Source organism: Streptomyces sp. NPDC087263 (genome assembly GCF_044744645.1).
GTDB lineage: Bacteria > Actinomycetota > Actinomycetes > Streptomycetales > Streptomycetaceae > Streptomyces.
This window is the reverse complement of the sequence record NZ_JBIUYT010000005.1, coordinates 348,939-363,669: the sequence shown is the minus strand read 5'-3', so window position 1 is coordinate 363,669 and position 14,731 is coordinate 348,939. Positions and strand designations below refer to the sequence as shown.

9 protein-coding genes are annotated in these 14,731 nt (G+C 67.9%); 7 read left to right on the top strand and 2 right to left on the bottom strand.

The features are described 5' to 3' along the window. Positions 1 to 80: 80 nt before the first annotated feature. The gene (locus ACIPC1_RS18710) at positions 81 to 2,189 is read right to left on the bottom strand and encodes an alpha-galactosidase (protein WP_402518272.1); all 2,109 of its coding nucleotides are present in this window, start codon (positions 2,187 to 2,189) and stop codon (positions 81 to 83) included. A 185-nt stretch (positions 2,190 to 2,374) separates the two neighbouring features. On the opposite strand from ACIPC1_RS18710, the gene ACIPC1_RS18705 reads away from it, so the two are divergent. The 7 genes from ACIPC1_RS18705 to ACIPC1_RS18675 all read left to right on the top strand — a co-directional run bounded on the left by ACIPC1_RS18705 (position 2,375) and on the right by ACIPC1_RS18675 (position 12,624). Continuing rightward, a complete protein-coding gene (locus ACIPC1_RS18705) occupies positions 2,375 to 3,553 on the top strand; it encodes an ROK family protein (RefSeq protein ID WP_402518270.1) in 1,179 nt (392 codons plus the stop codon). A gap of 67 nt (positions 3,554 to 3,620) precedes the next feature. Further along, complete coding sequence (locus ACIPC1_RS18700) at positions 3,621 to 4,934, top strand: ABC transporter substrate-binding protein (protein WP_402518268.1); 1,314 nt, start codon at positions 3,621 to 3,623, stop codon at positions 4,932 to 4,934. A 26-nt stretch (positions 4,935 to 4,960) separates the two neighbouring features. Further along, positions 4,961 to 5,893: a carbohydrate ABC transporter permease gene (locus ACIPC1_RS18695; protein ID WP_384386047.1), complete on the top strand. Its 933-nt coding sequence runs from the start codon at positions 4,961 to 4,963 to the stop codon at positions 5,891 to 5,893. After that, positions 5,890 to 6,816 (top strand): carbohydrate ABC transporter permease, encoded by a 927-nt coding sequence (locus ACIPC1_RS18690; RefSeq protein ID WP_402518266.1) that lies wholly within the window; start codon positions 5,890 to 5,892, stop codon positions 6,814 to 6,816. Before ACIPC1_RS18695 ends, ACIPC1_RS18690 begins: the two co-directional genes overlap by 4 nt. Positions 6,817 to 6,893: 77 nt before the next feature. Next, positions 6,894 to 8,735, top strand: coding sequence for an alpha-galactosidase D (locus tag ACIPC1_RS18685; RefSeq protein ID WP_402518263.1), 1,842 nt, complete (start codon positions 6,894 to 6,896; stop codon positions 8,733 to 8,735). Between the two features lie 218 nt (positions 8,736 to 8,953). Next, complete coding sequence (locus tag ACIPC1_RS18680; RefSeq protein WP_402518260.1) at positions 8,954 to 11,371, top strand: glycosyl hydrolase family 95 catalytic domain-containing protein; 2,418 nt, start codon at positions 8,954 to 8,956, stop codon at positions 11,369 to 11,371. Then, positions 11,368 to 12,624 (top strand): SGNH/GDSL hydrolase family protein, encoded by a 1,257-nt coding sequence (locus tag ACIPC1_RS18675; RefSeq protein WP_402518257.1) that lies wholly within the window; start codon positions 11,368 to 11,370, stop codon positions 12,622 to 12,624. The genes ACIPC1_RS18680 and ACIPC1_RS18675 overlap by 4 nt, the downstream gene beginning before the upstream one ends. 25 nt (positions 12,625 to 12,649) lie before the next feature. On the opposite strand, the gene ACIPC1_RS18670 is transcribed toward ACIPC1_RS18675, so the two are convergent. Further along, positions 12,650 to 14,446: a coagulation factor 5/8 type domain-containing protein gene (locus ACIPC1_RS18670; protein ID WP_402518256.1), complete on the bottom strand. Its 1,797-nt coding sequence runs from the start codon at positions 14,444 to 14,446 to the stop codon at positions 12,650 to 12,652. Positions 14,447 to 14,731: the final 285 nt, after the last annotated feature.

Here is a 14,731-nt window from a genome sequence, read left to right as displayed (position 1 = left end):
TGGCGGAGCATGGAGACGGGGACTTGGAAGAGGTCGTGGACGCGCTCAACACCGAGCGCGTCCACGACCGTTGAGAAACCTCAGGCTGCCGGTTCCCGCACCAGGTGCAGGGCCGCGCTGGACCAGTCGCCCGGCGGCAGGGCGACGTGCAGGCCGTACTCGGCGAGCACGGCGGCGTGGTGCACGGCACCCGTGCGGGCGTCGCGGTAGCGGGCCCCGGGGGTCAGGCCGCGCAGCCGGACCGGCAGGTGCGGGGCGCCGTGGCGGGAGACGCGCCGGTACACCAGGAGCAGGCTCTCCGAGGCGTCAGAGGCGGTGTACTGCACCGCGGAGACGGCGTCCTCGGCCGGTGGCGCCAGACGGTCGAGCCTGCCGTGCTGCACGAGATGGCGCACCTGCTTGTACTCGGCCACCAGGGCCGCGCCCTCCCGCAGTTCCTCCTCGGACCAGTGGGTGAGATCGCCTCCGATGCCCAGCGCTCCGGCCATCGCCACGTGGAAGCGGAAGCGCAGCGGAACCGTGCGGCCGGTGAGCTGGTTCGGTACGTCCGTCACCCACGCGCCCATCGTGCGCGCGGGATAGACCTGGCCGTAGCCGTGCTGGATCCCCATCCGGTCGGCGGCGTCGGTGTTGTCCGACGCCCACGCCTGGTCCGTACGGGACAGGATGCCCAGGTCGACGCGGCCGCCGCCACCGCTGCACGCCTCGATCCGCAGCTCCGGATGGTCCGCGCGGAGGCGGTCGATCACGCCGTACAGATTGCGGACGTACTGGGGTCCGAGGCGGTCGGTGCCGTCGGGCCGGCCGGGCCAGCCGGCCTCGCTGAACGCCCGGTTCATGTCCCACTTGAGGAAGTCGATGCCGTGGTCCCCGACCAGCCGGGTCAGCCAGTCGTACGCCCAGTCCGCGACATCGCGGCGGGCGAAGTTCAGGACCAGCTGGTTGCGCAGCTCGGAACGCGGACGGTCGGTGAAGTGCAGGACCCAGTCCGGGTGTTGGCGGTAGAGGTCGCTGTCAGGATTGACCATCTCCGGCTCCACCCAGAGGCCGAAACTCATCCCCAGTCGGTGCACCGCGTCGACCAGCGGGGTCAGTCCGTCGGGGAAGCGGTCGGGGGTGGGTGTCCAGTCGCCGAGGCCCGCGTGGTCGCTGCGGCGCGCTCCGAACCAGCCGTCGTCGACGACGTACAGCTCGACCCCGAGCTCCGCCGCCCGTTCGGCGAGCGCCTTCTGGCTGACCTCGTCGACGTCGAAGCCCGTCGCCTCCCAGGAGTTGTAGAGCACCGGCGCGACCTCGTCCGGATGCAGCAGGACATGGGCCAGGGTGTAGGCGTGCCAGGCGCGGCTGGCCGCACCGAAGCCGCCTTCGGTGAACAGGCCGGCGAACGGGGGAGTGGTGAACTCCTCGCCCGGCGTGAGCGGCACGTTCGTACCGTCGTGGCCGACGCCTCCGGTGAATCCGGCCCGGCCGTCGGGGGTGCGCTGCGCGGTGATCCGCCAGCTCCCGCTCCAGACGAGGGCCGCGCTCCATACCCGGCCGTGCTCCTCGGTGGCCTCGCCCGCATCGAGCATCACCCACGGGTTCGCGTGGTGGCTGGTGATACCGCGACGGCTGGTCAACACCGTCTCGCCGTAAGGCAGTTGGTCCCGGCGCAGCTGGCTCTCGGCGGACCACTGACCGGTGACGTGACTGAGGCGGTAGTCCCGCAGCGGAGGCAGGGTCCAGGCGGCCGAGTCGGTGCGCAGCAGGGTGACGGGCTCGTCACCGGCGTTGCGGACGACGGTCCAGCGTTCGATGACGTCCGTGTCGCCCTGGACGCGGTAGTGGAGCGTCACATGCAGGGGGTAGTGGCGGTCGCGGAAGGCCAGCGCCAGCTCGTCGTCGGTGACCCGCAGTCCGGTGGACTGCCACTCGAAGGCGCGTGATCCGTCCGCGAACCGGACCTGGAGCGAAGGGGGTCCGTAGCGCGTGCCGCCGTCGACGGGAAGTTCCTCCCCGACCGGGGAGATGCCCTCGAAGCTGCTGGCCGCCGGAGCCGGGGGTACGACGAGGGCCTCCGCCTCCGCGAGAGTCAGCCGTGGCCCCCACGCGAGATGGCAGGGCGCCCCGGTCTCGTCGACTCTCAGCGCGTACGACGTGTTCGGTGTGGCCAGCAGCCAGACCCCGGTGTCCGGGGCGAAGGAGATCATCTACAGGGGTCCTCACGTTCCAGGTGGTGCCACGAGATGGTCGAAAGCCAACCGCGACCTTCGATCATGTGTCAACACCTTGTCCGCATCTGTCTTTTGCAGGCGAGGGGTACGTCAGGGAAGGCGCCCAAGATAATCGTGCTTCTTTTATTGACAGCAGAAAATAAGGGACTTAGGTTCCGGCCATGCGCTCGACCAGTCGAACAGAGACGTTCCCCGGTCACACACCGGCCGTCTCCCAGATTTTCACCACCGTGCTCTCCCACGGTCCGCTCACGCGGTCGGAGATAGCGGGGCGGACCCAGCTGTCCGCGGCGGCGGTGACCAAGGCGGTCCGGCCGCTGATCGAGGCCGGGTACCTCCAGGAGGACGTCGACGAGGACGCACGGCAGGCGTCCCTCGGCAGGCCGGCCAACCCGGTGCTGGTCGACGGAGGCCGGGCGCTGTTCATCGGGATCAAGATGACGGGCGACGAACTCATCGCCGTACTCACGGACCTGTGCTGCCGCATCCGGGTCGCCCGGCATGTGCCGCTCACCGCGCGCGACCCCAAGGCGGTGCTGGCCTCGACCGCGGGTCTTGTGCAGGAGCTGCTGACGGAGGCCGACGGGTTCGGGGTCCAGGTACAGGGCCTGGGCATCGCGGTCTCCGGCGATGTGGACCGCGCGGCGGGGGTGGTGCGGTACTCACCCTTCCTGGAGTGGCGCGACGTGCCGCTCGCCGATCTGGCCCGGATGACGACGGGACTGCCGGTCACCGTCGACAACGACGTCCGGGCGCTGACCGTCGCCGAGCAGTGGTTCGGCGCCGGAGTCGGCCTGTCCGACTTCGCCGTGGTGACGGTCGGCGCCGGCATCGGCTGCGGTCTCGTGGTGCACGGACAGGTCGTGAACGGTGCGTACGGCGTGGCGGGCGAGATCGGCCACATCGCCATCGACCCGGCCGGTCCCCTCTGCCACTGCGGCAACCGCGGCTGTGTGGAGGCGATCGCGGCGGACTCGGCGATCGTCAGCAGGATCCGGGAGGTGACCGGCGTTCAGGTCGCCGACGCCGCCCAGGCCCTGGACCTCGCCCATGACGGGGACCCCGGAGCGCGGGAGGTGTACGCACGCGCGGGGGAGGCGATCGGCCGCGGTATCGCGACCGTCGCCAATCTGTTCGGCCCCGAGCGTGTGATCATCTCCGGTGAGGGGCTGGCGGCGTACGACCTGTTCGCCGAGCAGATCCGGGACACGTTCGCCGCGGCCGCCTTCGGGTCGGCCGGGCGGTGCGACGTACAGACCCGCCCCCTGCCCTTCGAGGAATGGGCGCGAGGGGCCGCGGCCACCGCGATCCAGTCCTTCATCCGAGCCGACACATACTGATCTTGAGACGCGCCAACACCCCAAACCCACCAGCAGTGACAAGCACTGATTCGCACGAGGAGCAACGATGACGCAGCAGAGCCGCAATCCCTTGGCTGCGCGCGGACCCAGCCGCCGCAGAGTGACCGGTGGTCTGATGGGGCTCGGGGCCGCCGCCCTGGCCGCGCCCGTTCTGACCGCGTGCGGTGGGGGACCGGGAGCCGACCCGAAGACGGTCACCTTCGGGTCCAACGGCGCCGACGCCACCCCGAAGAAGGCCTACACCACCGTCACCGACGCCTTCACCAAGGACAGCGGGCTGACGGTCAAGACGAACACCGTCGACCACGACACCTTCCAGAAGAGCATCACCACCTACCTCCAGGGCACCCCGGACGACGTCTTCACCTGGTTCGCGGGCTACCGCATGCAGTACTTCGCCAAGAAGAAGCTCGCCAGCCCGATCGACGAGGTGTGGGACAAGATAGGCGGCGGCTTCAGCGATGCCGCCAAGCAGCTCTCCAAGGGCGAGGACGGCAAGTACTACTTCGTGCCGCTGTACAACTACCCGTGGGGGGTCTTCTACCTCAAGAGCGTGTTCGCGGACCGCGGCTACGAAGTCCCGCAGAAGTGGAGCGAGTTCGTCGCGCTCGCCAAGAAGATGAAGGCGGACGGCCTGGACCCGATCACCTCCGGGTACGGCGGCGGCGACACCTGGAGCATCCTCGGCGCCTTCGACTACATCGACCTGCGGGCCAACGGCTACGACTTCCACATGTCCCTGCTGCGCGGCGAGACCTCCTGGACCGACAAGCGCGCCGTCGCGATCCTCGACACCTGGCGTGAACTGACCCCCTACTACCAGGCCAGCGGTGGCGGCCGTTCCTGGCAGGACGCCGCGCAGAGCCTGATCGACAAGAAGTCCGGCATGTCGGTCACCGGCCTCTTCATCGGCCAGCAGATCACCGACGAGGCGGTCCGCGCCGACCTCGACTTCTTCCCCTTCCCGGAGATCGACTCCGCGTACGGGCAGGACACCGTCGAGGCACCCACCGACGGGTTCATGCTCAGCCGCAGCCCCAAGAACGAGGACGGCGCCACGAAGTTCCTGGAGTTCCTCGGCGGCGCGAAGGCCGAGGAACTGTACGCGGGCGTCGACCCGAGCAACCTCGGTGTCAACGACACGACCTCCACCGCTTCGTACAACGCCCTGCAGAAGAAGTCGGCCGATCTCATCGGCTCCGCCAAGAACATCAGCCAGTTCGCGGACCGCGACAGTGATCCGGGCTTCATCTCCACCGTCGTACTCCCCGGCCTGACCGAGTGGCTCAGCCACCCCGACGACGGCACCGAGACGCTGAAGAAGATCGAGTCCCAGCGCTCACGCTACTTCACGGCCTGATCAGGACCGGAAAGGTCGCACGCACCGTGTCCTCCGTACCCTCACTCCGCACCGTCCGCAAACGCGCCCGCAGTCTCGGCCGCGGCGACCGGATCTTCCTGACCGTCATCATCGGCATCCCGCTTGCCGCGCTGCTCTTCTTCGTGTGGCTCCCCGCACTGGCCTCGGTCGCGCTGTCCTTCACCACCTGGGACGGCATCGAACTGACCGACATCCAGTGGATCGGCCTGGAGAACTACAAGGAGATCTTCACCAACTACCCGCCGTTCTGGCCTGCGGTGCAGCACAACGTGATCTGGTTGCTGTTCACGGCCCTGCTGCCCACGCCGTTCGGTATCTTCCTCGCCTACCAGCTCGACCGGAAGATCCGCTTCACGAGGATCTACCAGACCGCGATCTTCCTGCCGATGGTGCTCTCCCTGGCCGTCGTGGGCTTCATCTGGGAGATCATCTACAACCCGGACACGGGGCTCCTCAACGGCCTTCTGAGTTCCCTCGGTTCCAGCCAGCACATCGACTGGCTCGGCAACCCCGACCTCAACCTGTGGGCCGTGCTTGTCGCTTCGGCCTGGCGGCACACCGGCTACATCATGATCCTTTACCTGGCCGGTCTGAAGGGCTTCGACCCGGCGCTCAAGGAGGCCGCCGCGCTCGACGGCGCCAACGGCCGTCAGACCTTCCTGCGCGTGGTCTTCCCGGCCCTCAAGCCGGTCAACATCATCATCCTGGTCGTCACGGTCATGGAGTCCCTGCGGGCCTTCGACATCGTGTACGTCCTCGGCGGCGGCGTCGGCAGCAAACCCGGCATGGAACTGCTCTCCCTCCTCATCACCGACAACATCATCGGCGAGTCCAGTCACATCGGTTACGGGTCCGCCCTCGCGGTCATCCTGCTCCTGGTCTCCCTTGCCGCCATCGGCACCTTCCTCTTCCAGACCGTCCGCAAGGAGGACCAGTGACCACGACCGTGCCGCGTCCGGCCTCCCGTCTGCGGGCCAGGCGCGATCCCCAGTCCCATGACGGCCCCTCCAAGCCCCGTAGCCAGGTCGGCCGCCACGTGATGCTGGGCAGCATCGCCCTGCTCTGGCTCGTGCCGCTGCTGTGGGCCATCTACACCTCGCTGCGCCCCTATTCGGACACCGCGAAGAACGGCTACCTCTCCTGGCCGCACAGCCTGAGCTTCGGCAACTTCACGGACGCCTGGGAACAGTCCGGGATGCCGCACTTCTTCTGGAACTCGGTCCTCATCACCGTTCCGGCGGTCCTGGGCACCCTGCTGTTCTCGGCGGCGGTCGCCTTCTTCGTCTCCCGCTTCGACTTCCGCTGGAACATCGTCCTGCTGATGCTGTTCACCGCGGGCAACCTGCTGCCGGCCCAGGTCCTCATCACCCCGCTGTACAAGCTGTATCTCCTCATCCCGCTGCCCTACTGGATGACTGATTCGCTGCTTCTGTACAACTCGATCTGGGGCATCATCTTCATCCACATCGCCTACCAGTGCGGGTTCTGCACCTTTGTCCTCAGTAACTACATGAAGACGATCCCCAAGGAGATCTCCGAGGCGGCACTCGTCGACGGCGCTCCCATCTGGCGGCAGTTCTTCCAGATCATCCTGCCGCTGTGCCGGCCGGCCTTCGCCGCTCTCGCGACCCTCGAGTCGATCTGGATCTACAACGACTTCTTCTGGCCGCTCGCCCTCATCGAGACCGGCGACAAGCGTCCCGTCACCTCCGCCCTGGCCAACCTCCAGGGTGCATACTTCACCAACCCCAACCTGATCGCGGCCGGTGCGCTCATGACCGCGATCCCCACGCTGCTGGTGTACTTCGCGCTTCAGCGCCAGTTCATCAGCGGGCTCACGATCGGCTCCGGCAAGGGCTGAGCCGCCGGAACGCAGGGGCTTGAGCCGCCCTGTGCCCCAACCGTCCCGTTGACAACGTCGTCCTGGAGGTCGGACCCATGCGGTCATCCTCGTTCTTCACCATGCCCGGAGCCACTCCACGCTCCGGCCGTCGTGCCATAAGAGCCATGCTCGTCATCGCCCTCACCGCGGGCGTGGCGACCGCCGTCCCGGCGGCTCAGGCGGAAACGCCCACCCCCGCCGCCACGCCGGCCGCGACCACCGCGACGGCCGCCAAGCCGTTCATGGGCTGGTCGAGCTGGAGCATGCAGTCGTCGAAGTACCCGGGCCTCAACCCGGACGGCGACTACAGCTACCTCACCGAGGCGAACATCCTCAAGCAGGCGGACGCCCTCGCGGCCAAGCTGAAGCCCTACGGCTACGAGTACGTCAACATCGACGCCGGCTGGTGGATGGACAAGAACTGGAAGTCCGGGTTCGACCAGTACGGTCGCCAGACGCCCGACCCGGTCCGATTCCCCAGTGGCATGAAGTCAGTTGCCGACCACATCCACTCCAAGGGACTCAAGGCCGGCATCTACCTGCCGGTCGGCCTGGAGAAGGATGCGTACAACGACGGCAAGACGCCGATCTGGAACGCCGAGGGCTGCACCACGGCCGACATCGTCTACAGCGACCTGCGCACCACCAACGGCTGGGACAGCGCGTACAAGATCGACTTCTCGAACCCGTGCGCGCAGAAGTACATCGACTCCCAGGCGCAGCAGTTCGCCGACTGGGGCTACGACTTCCTGAAGCTGGACGGCGTGGGTCCCGGCTCCTTCAAGAGCGGTGACCAGTACAACAACGTCGCCGACGTGGCCGCGTGGCAGAAGGCCATAGCCACCGCCGGACGACCGATCCACTTTGAGATCTCCTGGTCGCTCGACATCGCACACGCCGCCGACTGGAAGCAGTACTCCAACGGCTGGCGCATCGACACAGACGTCGAGTGCTACTGCAACACGCTGGTCACCTGGGAGAACTCGGTCGAGGACCGCTGGGACGACTCCCCCGCGTGGAGCAACAAGGCAGGCCCCGGCGGCTGGAACGACCTCGACGCCATCGACGTCGGCAACGGCGAGATGGACGGCCTCACCAAGGCCGAGCGGCAGAGCTACATGACCCTGTGGGCCATCAACAAGTCGCCCCTCTACACCGGTGACGACCTCACCAAGCTGGACAGCTACGGCGTGTCCCTGCTCACCAACAAGGAAGTCATCGCCGTCGACCAGAGCGCCTCGCCCGTCGCGCGTCCGGTCACCTCGGTCAACGACCAGCAGGTCTGGGGCACCAAGAACGCCGACGGCAGCTACACCGTCGCCCTCTTCAACCTCGGCGACTCGCCGGCCTCCGTCACCGCCAACTGGGCGTCCTTCGGGTTCACCGGCAACGCCTCCGTGCGCGACCTGTGGAACAAGTCGAACCTCGGCACCTACCAGAACAAGATCACCGCGACGCTGCCCGCGCACGGCTCGCGGCTGTTCACCGTCAAGCCCGGCACCACCACCCTGGCGACCACGAGCTACGAGGCCGAGGCCCCGGCCAACACCCTCTCGGGCAACGCCTCCGTCGGCGGCTGCGACGCCTGCTCCGGCGGCAAGAAGGTCGGCAACCTCTACAGCGGCGGCAAGCTGCAGTTCAACGACGTCACGGTGAAGAAGGACGGGATCTACACCGTCAAGATCGCCTACGTCAGCGGCGACGCCCGCTCGGTGAACGTCTTCTCCAACAGCGGCAACGGCACCAGCCAGAAGTTCCCCTCCACGGGCGACTGGAGCACGGCCGAGACCATCAGCGTCCAGCTGGCGCTGAAGGCGGGCACCAACACGATCTCCCTCGACAGCGGCAGCGGATACGCGCCGGACATCGACAGGATCGTCGTTCCGCAGTCCGTCTGAGTTCGCCCGACAGGATCGTCGTTCCGCAGCTCATCCGAGTTCACGGTCCGTCCGATCCGCTTCCCCGCGGGGCCCGGTGACACGACCCGGGCCCCGCGGGGAACCGCCCAACGCCGACGTCGCCTGCGGTGATTCCCCCATCTTCCGTATCCGCAGCGGTCGTTCCCCCACCGGCGGTTCCTGCATGAGCCGTTCCCCCGGATATGGAGTGCACAACCGTGGACATCCAGCACACCGAACCCCGCGACAACACCCCCAGCCGCAGAGGCTTCCTGGCCCTCGCCGCCGCTGCCGGCGCAGGCACCGCACTCGGCATCCTGCCCACCTTCACCGCTTCGGCGGCCCCCCTGCGCCCCACCGAGTCGCCCATGCTCTCCGCGGCCGACGCCGCGAAGAACCAGCTGTGGTGGCAGGCTCCCGGCTCCCCCAACTCGATGATCGAGCAGGGGCTGCCGGTCGGAAACGGGCGCCTCGGCGCGCTCGCGAGCAACGACCCCTCCAGCGAACTTCTGATGATCACCGACGCCACCCTGTGGACCGGCGGTCTCAACGACAAGCTGGAGAGCGACGGCCAGTTCCCCTACGGCCGCGCCGACTTCGGCTCCCTGACTTTGCTCGCCAAGCTCACCGTCGCCATCCCCGACCACGACCTGGGCAACGTCAACAACTACCGGCGCACCCTCGACCTGGCCCAGGGCCTGTTGAGCACCTCGTACGAGATCTCCGGCGTGACCTACCGCCGACAGGTCTTCGCCAGCCGCCCGGACGACGCCGTCGTCCTGTACTTCTCCCAGCTGGGCGGCGGCTCCTACACCGGTACCGTCGACCTCGCCGGCACCCACGGCGAGTCCACCACCGCCAACAGCGCGGGACGGTACGCCTCGTTCGGCGCCACCTTCGCCAACGGCCTGAAGTACGGCGCCGCCGTCACCGCCTACAGCGGCACCGGCCGGGTCCGCGTCGACGGTACGTCGATCACCTTCAGCGGCTGCAAGGACCTCACCGTCGTGGTCAGCGGCGGCACCAACTACGCGCCCGACGCCGCCGCGAAGTACCGCGACCCGTCCGTAAACCCTCAGCAGCTGGCCAGGACCAAGGTCCTGGACGCGGCCGGCCACTCGGCGAGCACCCTGCTGCACACCCATGTCGCCGACTTCCGTCCGCTGTTCGGGCAGCTGGACATCAGCCTGGGCACCTCGTCCGCCGCGCAGCGCGAGCTCGACACCTGGGAGCGGGTGCAGGCGCGCTACCGGGACGACGTTCCCGACCCGGAACTCGAAGCCGCCTACCTGCAGTTCAGCCGCTATCTGATGATCTCCGGATCGCGGGGCAGCCTGCCGATGGGCCTCCAGGGCCCGTGGCTGGACGGCAACGACCCGGACTGGATGGCCGACTACCACACCGACATCAACATCCAGATGAACTACTGGATGGCCGACCGGGCAGGCCTGTCCGAGTGTTTCGACGCCTACACGGACTACTGCGTCGCGCAGCTGCCCGACTGGACGGACGTCACCAAGCGGCTCTTCAACGACCCCAGCAACAGGTACCGCAACTCCAGCGGAAAGATCGCCGGCTGGACCGTGGGCATCTCCACCAACCCCTACGGCGGAGGCGGCTGGTGGTGGCACCCGGCCGGCAACGCCTGGCTCGTCCAAAGCCTGTTCGAGCACTACGAGTACACCCAGGACCGCGCCTACCTCAAGAAGATCTACCCGCTCATCAAGGGCGCCGTGGAGTTCTGGGAGACCCGCCTCATCACGACGACCGTCACCGACGCGTCCGGGGCCAAGCGCGAGGTCCTGATCGCCGACAGCGACTGGTCCCCCGAGCACGGCCCGCTCGACGCCAAGGGCATCACCTACGCCCAGGAACTGGTGTGGGGCCTCTTCGAGAACTTCCACACCGCGAGCGACCTGCTCGGCAAGGACGCCGCCTATCGCAAGACCGTCGACGGTCTGCGTGAGCGCCTGTACCTGCCGGTGGTCAGCCCGAAGACCGGCTGGCTGGAGGAGTGGATGTCGCCGGACAACCTCGGCGAGACCACGCACCGGCACCTGTCCCCGCTCATCAACCTCTTCCCCGGCGACCGGATCCGCCCCGACGAATCGACGCCGAAGGACATCCTGGACGGCGCGACGGCCCTCCTCACCGCGCGCGGCATGACCAGCTTCGGCTGGGCCCAGGCCTGGCGCGCCCTGTGCTGGGCGAGGCTGAAGAACGCGGACAAGGCGTACCAGCTCGTCGTCCACAACCTGAATCCCTCGGTCAACGGCAGCAACGGCAGCGCGATGAACCTCTTCGACATCTACGAGGTCGAGCAGGGTCGCGGCATCTTCCAGATCGAGTCGAACTTCGGTACCGCCGCCGCGGTCATCGAGATGCTGCTCTACTCGCGCCCGGGACACGTCGAGCTGCTGCCCGCGCTGCCCGCCGCCTGGGCGGAATCGGGCTCGGTGTCCGGTGTGGGCGTCCGCGGCGGTTTCGTGGCCGACCTCAGCTGGAAGCTGGGCAAGGTCACGCAGGTGAAGCTCACGAGCGTCGGCGGCCGTGCCACGACACTCGTCGCGGGCGGCGCCTCGCGGAAGATCAGCCTGAAGCCCGGCGAGTCCGTCACGCTGCGGAACCTGGGATGAGGCCGGCCTCCTACCGGCGCCTGGTGGTGGGCGCCGTCTCAGCGCTGGTCATAGCGGTCTGCGGACCCCTGACGTCTTCATCGGCGACGCAGCAGCAGTCTCCGCCGGAGGCCCCGACGGTCACCACGGCGACCCCGGCCGCCGCGAAGGGCAAGCACTCCGTCGTCACCTGGGGCGCCAGCGCCGACCGGCAGAGCGAGGGTCCGGCCGACCGCAGCTACCGGCTGATCGTGCGTACCAGCGTCGGCGGCTCGAACATGCGGATCCGGCTGTCCAACGCTTTTGGCGAGAACCCGGTGACCTTCACGACCGCTTACGCGGGTCTGCAGAAGCAGGGCGCGGAGCTGGTCCGTGGCTCCAACCGGAAGCTGTCGTTCGGTGGGGCCGAGTCCGTCACCGTTCCGGCCGGCCAGACCGTGCTCAGTGATCCGCTGCCCGGAAAACTGGCTGCCCAGAGCAATCTGGTCATCAGCCTGTACGTGACGGGTGCCAAGGGACCGACGACCGGCCACGGCATGGCCATGCAGACCAACTACGCGACCGCGGGCAACCACGCCGCGGAGGAGGGTGCGGCCGCCTGGACCGATCCGATGGGGTCCTGGTACTGGCTGGACGCCGTGGACGTCGAGACCTCCACGTCCATCGGCTCCCTGGCGGCCCTCGGTGACTCCATCACCGACGGCTGGCAGTCCAGCACCGACCTGAACCGGCGCTGGCCTGACTACCTCTCCCGTCGTCTCCAGGAGGCGAACACCCCTGTCAAGGGCGTCGCCAACGAAGGGATCTCCGGGAACAAGGTGCTGGCGGACGGGGCCGGGCAGAGCGCGCTGAACCGGCTGCAGCGCGATGTGCTCTCCCAGCCCGGCGTGCGCACGGTCTTCCTGTTCGAGGGCGTCAACGACATCAAGGCGCACTCGGGAGTCACGGCCCAGGACATGATCGAGGGCTACCGGAAGATCATCGAGCAGGCCCACGCGGCCGGCAAGTGCGTCGTCGGCTCCACCATCGCCCCCTTCAAGGGCTGGTCCGAATGGGATGCGGCGGCGGAGTCCGTACGCGTGGAGATCAACGAATTCGTCAGGAACAGTGGCGAGTTGGACGCCGTCACCGACTTCGACAAGATCCTGCGCAGCCCCTACGACCACGAAAGGATCTCGCCGTTCTTCGACAACGGCGATCACCTGCACCCCAATGACGTGGGGATGGGCGCGATGGCCGACGCGGTCGACATCGGGAGCCTGACCTCCTGCTGAGGCCAGGCTCCGGACAGCGGTGCGGTCAGGGGAAGTTGACCACCACCGAGGGAACGGTGGTGGTGCCCGAGGTCGGCGAGCCCGTGTCGTTGATGACGCGCTCGTACTGACCCTGACCGCCCAGCGAGACGACCATGATGTTGTGGAACTTCACGTTCGCATTGACCGGCGTCGCGAATCCGTTGTGCTGGAGGATCGTCGGATCGACGTTGTAGTAGCAGTAGCTGCCCAGGCCCCATGCCTCGTGCGTGGTCACGGTGTCGGCGACCTTGTAGGCCGCGTACCCCTTGATGGAGCCGTTCTGGATGGCGGCCTGGTTCGGCGCGTCGTACGCCTTCTCGTTCTGGAAGAAGATCGTGCGACCGCCCTGGCCGAACCACTGGACGTCGTACTTGTTGAAGTGCTCGACGAACAGCCCGGTGGCCAGCACGTTGTTGCCGTTGACGCGGAGGCCGTAGTCGGCCCGGTTGGTCTCCCAGCCGACTCCCGTGCCATGGTCGGCGCGCCAGATCCAGGTGTGGTCGATGATGGTGTTGCGGCTGTTGATGACGATGCTGGTGGTGGCCTTGCCGGCGCCCGCGCCGCCGATGCGGACGAAGACGTCCTGCACGGTGGTCGGGTTGACGGAGTGGTCCGCCGAAGCCCCGGTGGGCCCGACCTCCAGCAGAGTGGCGGAGTTGACGGTGCCCGCGTCGATGAGGAAGCCCGCGAGGCGGACGCCGTCGACGTCGGCCACCTTGAGCGCGGTGACGCCGTTGTCCGGGATCAGGGTGGCGTAACCGAGGCCGAGGACCACGGTGTTGGCGTTGTTGACCTGGATCGGCTGGTCGAGGTGGTAGATCCCCGGCGTCAGCAGCAGATGGAGGCCTTGTGTGAGCGCCTCGTTGAGGGTGGCGGCGGTGACACCGGGCTTGGCCACGTAGAACTGCGTCAGCGCCAGTGACGTACCGCGAGGCGTACCGGCTCCCCAGGTCGTGCCGCGCGCGTTGACGCGCTTCTCCGGGAGGAAGACGCGGTACTCGGCGCCGTTGAGGTACAGGAACGGCTTCTCGCGGGAGATCGGCGTGTAGGTGAGCGTAGTGTACGGCGGGGTCGGGAAGGTCTGCGCCGGGGCACCGTCGACGCCCGAGAAGACCATGTTCCAGACGGCGTTGAGCCAGCCGCCCACAAAGCTGTCGCGGGTGTACCACTGCTGCTGGGAGTACGGCCCGACCGTGCCGTCGATGCGGCTGTCGGCGATGTAGCCGCCGCTGGCCCAGCCGTAGCCGTTGGGGGAGAGGTTGAGGCCGCCCCTGACGTGCATCCGCCGGAAGGGCGCGGCCTGCGCGACGGCCCACCGGTTGGTGCCGTTGACGGGCGTGATCGCGAGGTTCTCCGCCGAACGCCAGAAGTTCTGCGTGGCGTTGCCGCCGAACCAGCCCGCGTCGACGGTGATGTCGCCGTTGATCGACGTGTCGTCCGGGGACAAGCCGAGGCCCGAGATCGAGGTGTAGAAGCCGAGTTGGGCGTTGAGCCCGTTGTAGGTGCCCGGCTTGAACAGGAACTGGTAGCGACCCGTGCCGAACTGGGCCGTCTCCTGCTGCGCGAACACCTGGTCCAGTCTGGCCTGGATACCCGGGGTGGAGGGGTCGAAGACGATGACGTTGGGGCCGAGGTCACCGCCGCCTGGCAGGGCCAGCGGCTTGACGGGCGCGGCGGATGCCGGCGTGGACAGGCCGAGCAGTGCGGGCGCGGCCGCCGCGGCGGCCATCGCTCCGAGAACGGACCGGCGAGCGGGCGTGGCGGGGACGGAGTCCGAGGAATCTGTGAAGTCAGAGGGCATGGGGGGCGACTCTCCTGGTTCAGGAAGTGAACGGGGGAAGGTGCGGGGAGCGCTCTCTTGCCGATGCATGCTTCATCCGTGTGAACCAGGCGTCAAGAGTTGTGACCGGGATCCCGAATGTTGTTGCCGAGTGAACGGTCAACTGGTCGGCGTTATGCGCTAGTTCATGCCCTTATGCGGCCGAACGGTCTCTTGCGTAGGAGCGTCGATCGCGTTCAAGAGGTGCGCGAACGGCAGGCTCGGCCGCGCGGAGCGCTCGCCGGTCGGCGTCCTGCACCCCCTTCC

Coding starts and splice junctions, on each gene's coding strand:
- ACIPC1_RS18675 (WP_402518257.1), top strand. CDS start 11,368: ATGAGGCCGGCCTCCTACCGGCGCCTGGTGGTGGGCGCCGTCTCAGCG.
- ACIPC1_RS18700 (WP_402518268.1), top strand. CDS start 3,621: ATGACGCAGCAGAGCCGCAATCCCTTGGCTGCGCGCGGACCCAGCCGC.
- ACIPC1_RS18705 (WP_402518270.1), top strand. CDS start 2,375: ATGCGCTCGACCAGTCGAACAGAGACGTTCCCCGGTCACACACCGGCC.
- ACIPC1_RS18685 (WP_402518263.1), top strand. CDS start 6,894: ATGCGGTCATCCTCGTTCTTCACCATGCCCGGAGCCACTCCACGCTCC.
- ACIPC1_RS18670 (WP_402518256.1), bottom strand. CDS start 14,446: ATGCCCTCTGACTTCACAGATTCCTCGGACTCCGTCCCCGCCACGCCC.
- ACIPC1_RS18710 (WP_402518272.1), bottom strand. CDS start 2,189: ATGATCTCCTTCGCCCCGGACACCGGGGTCTGGCTGCTGGCCACACCG.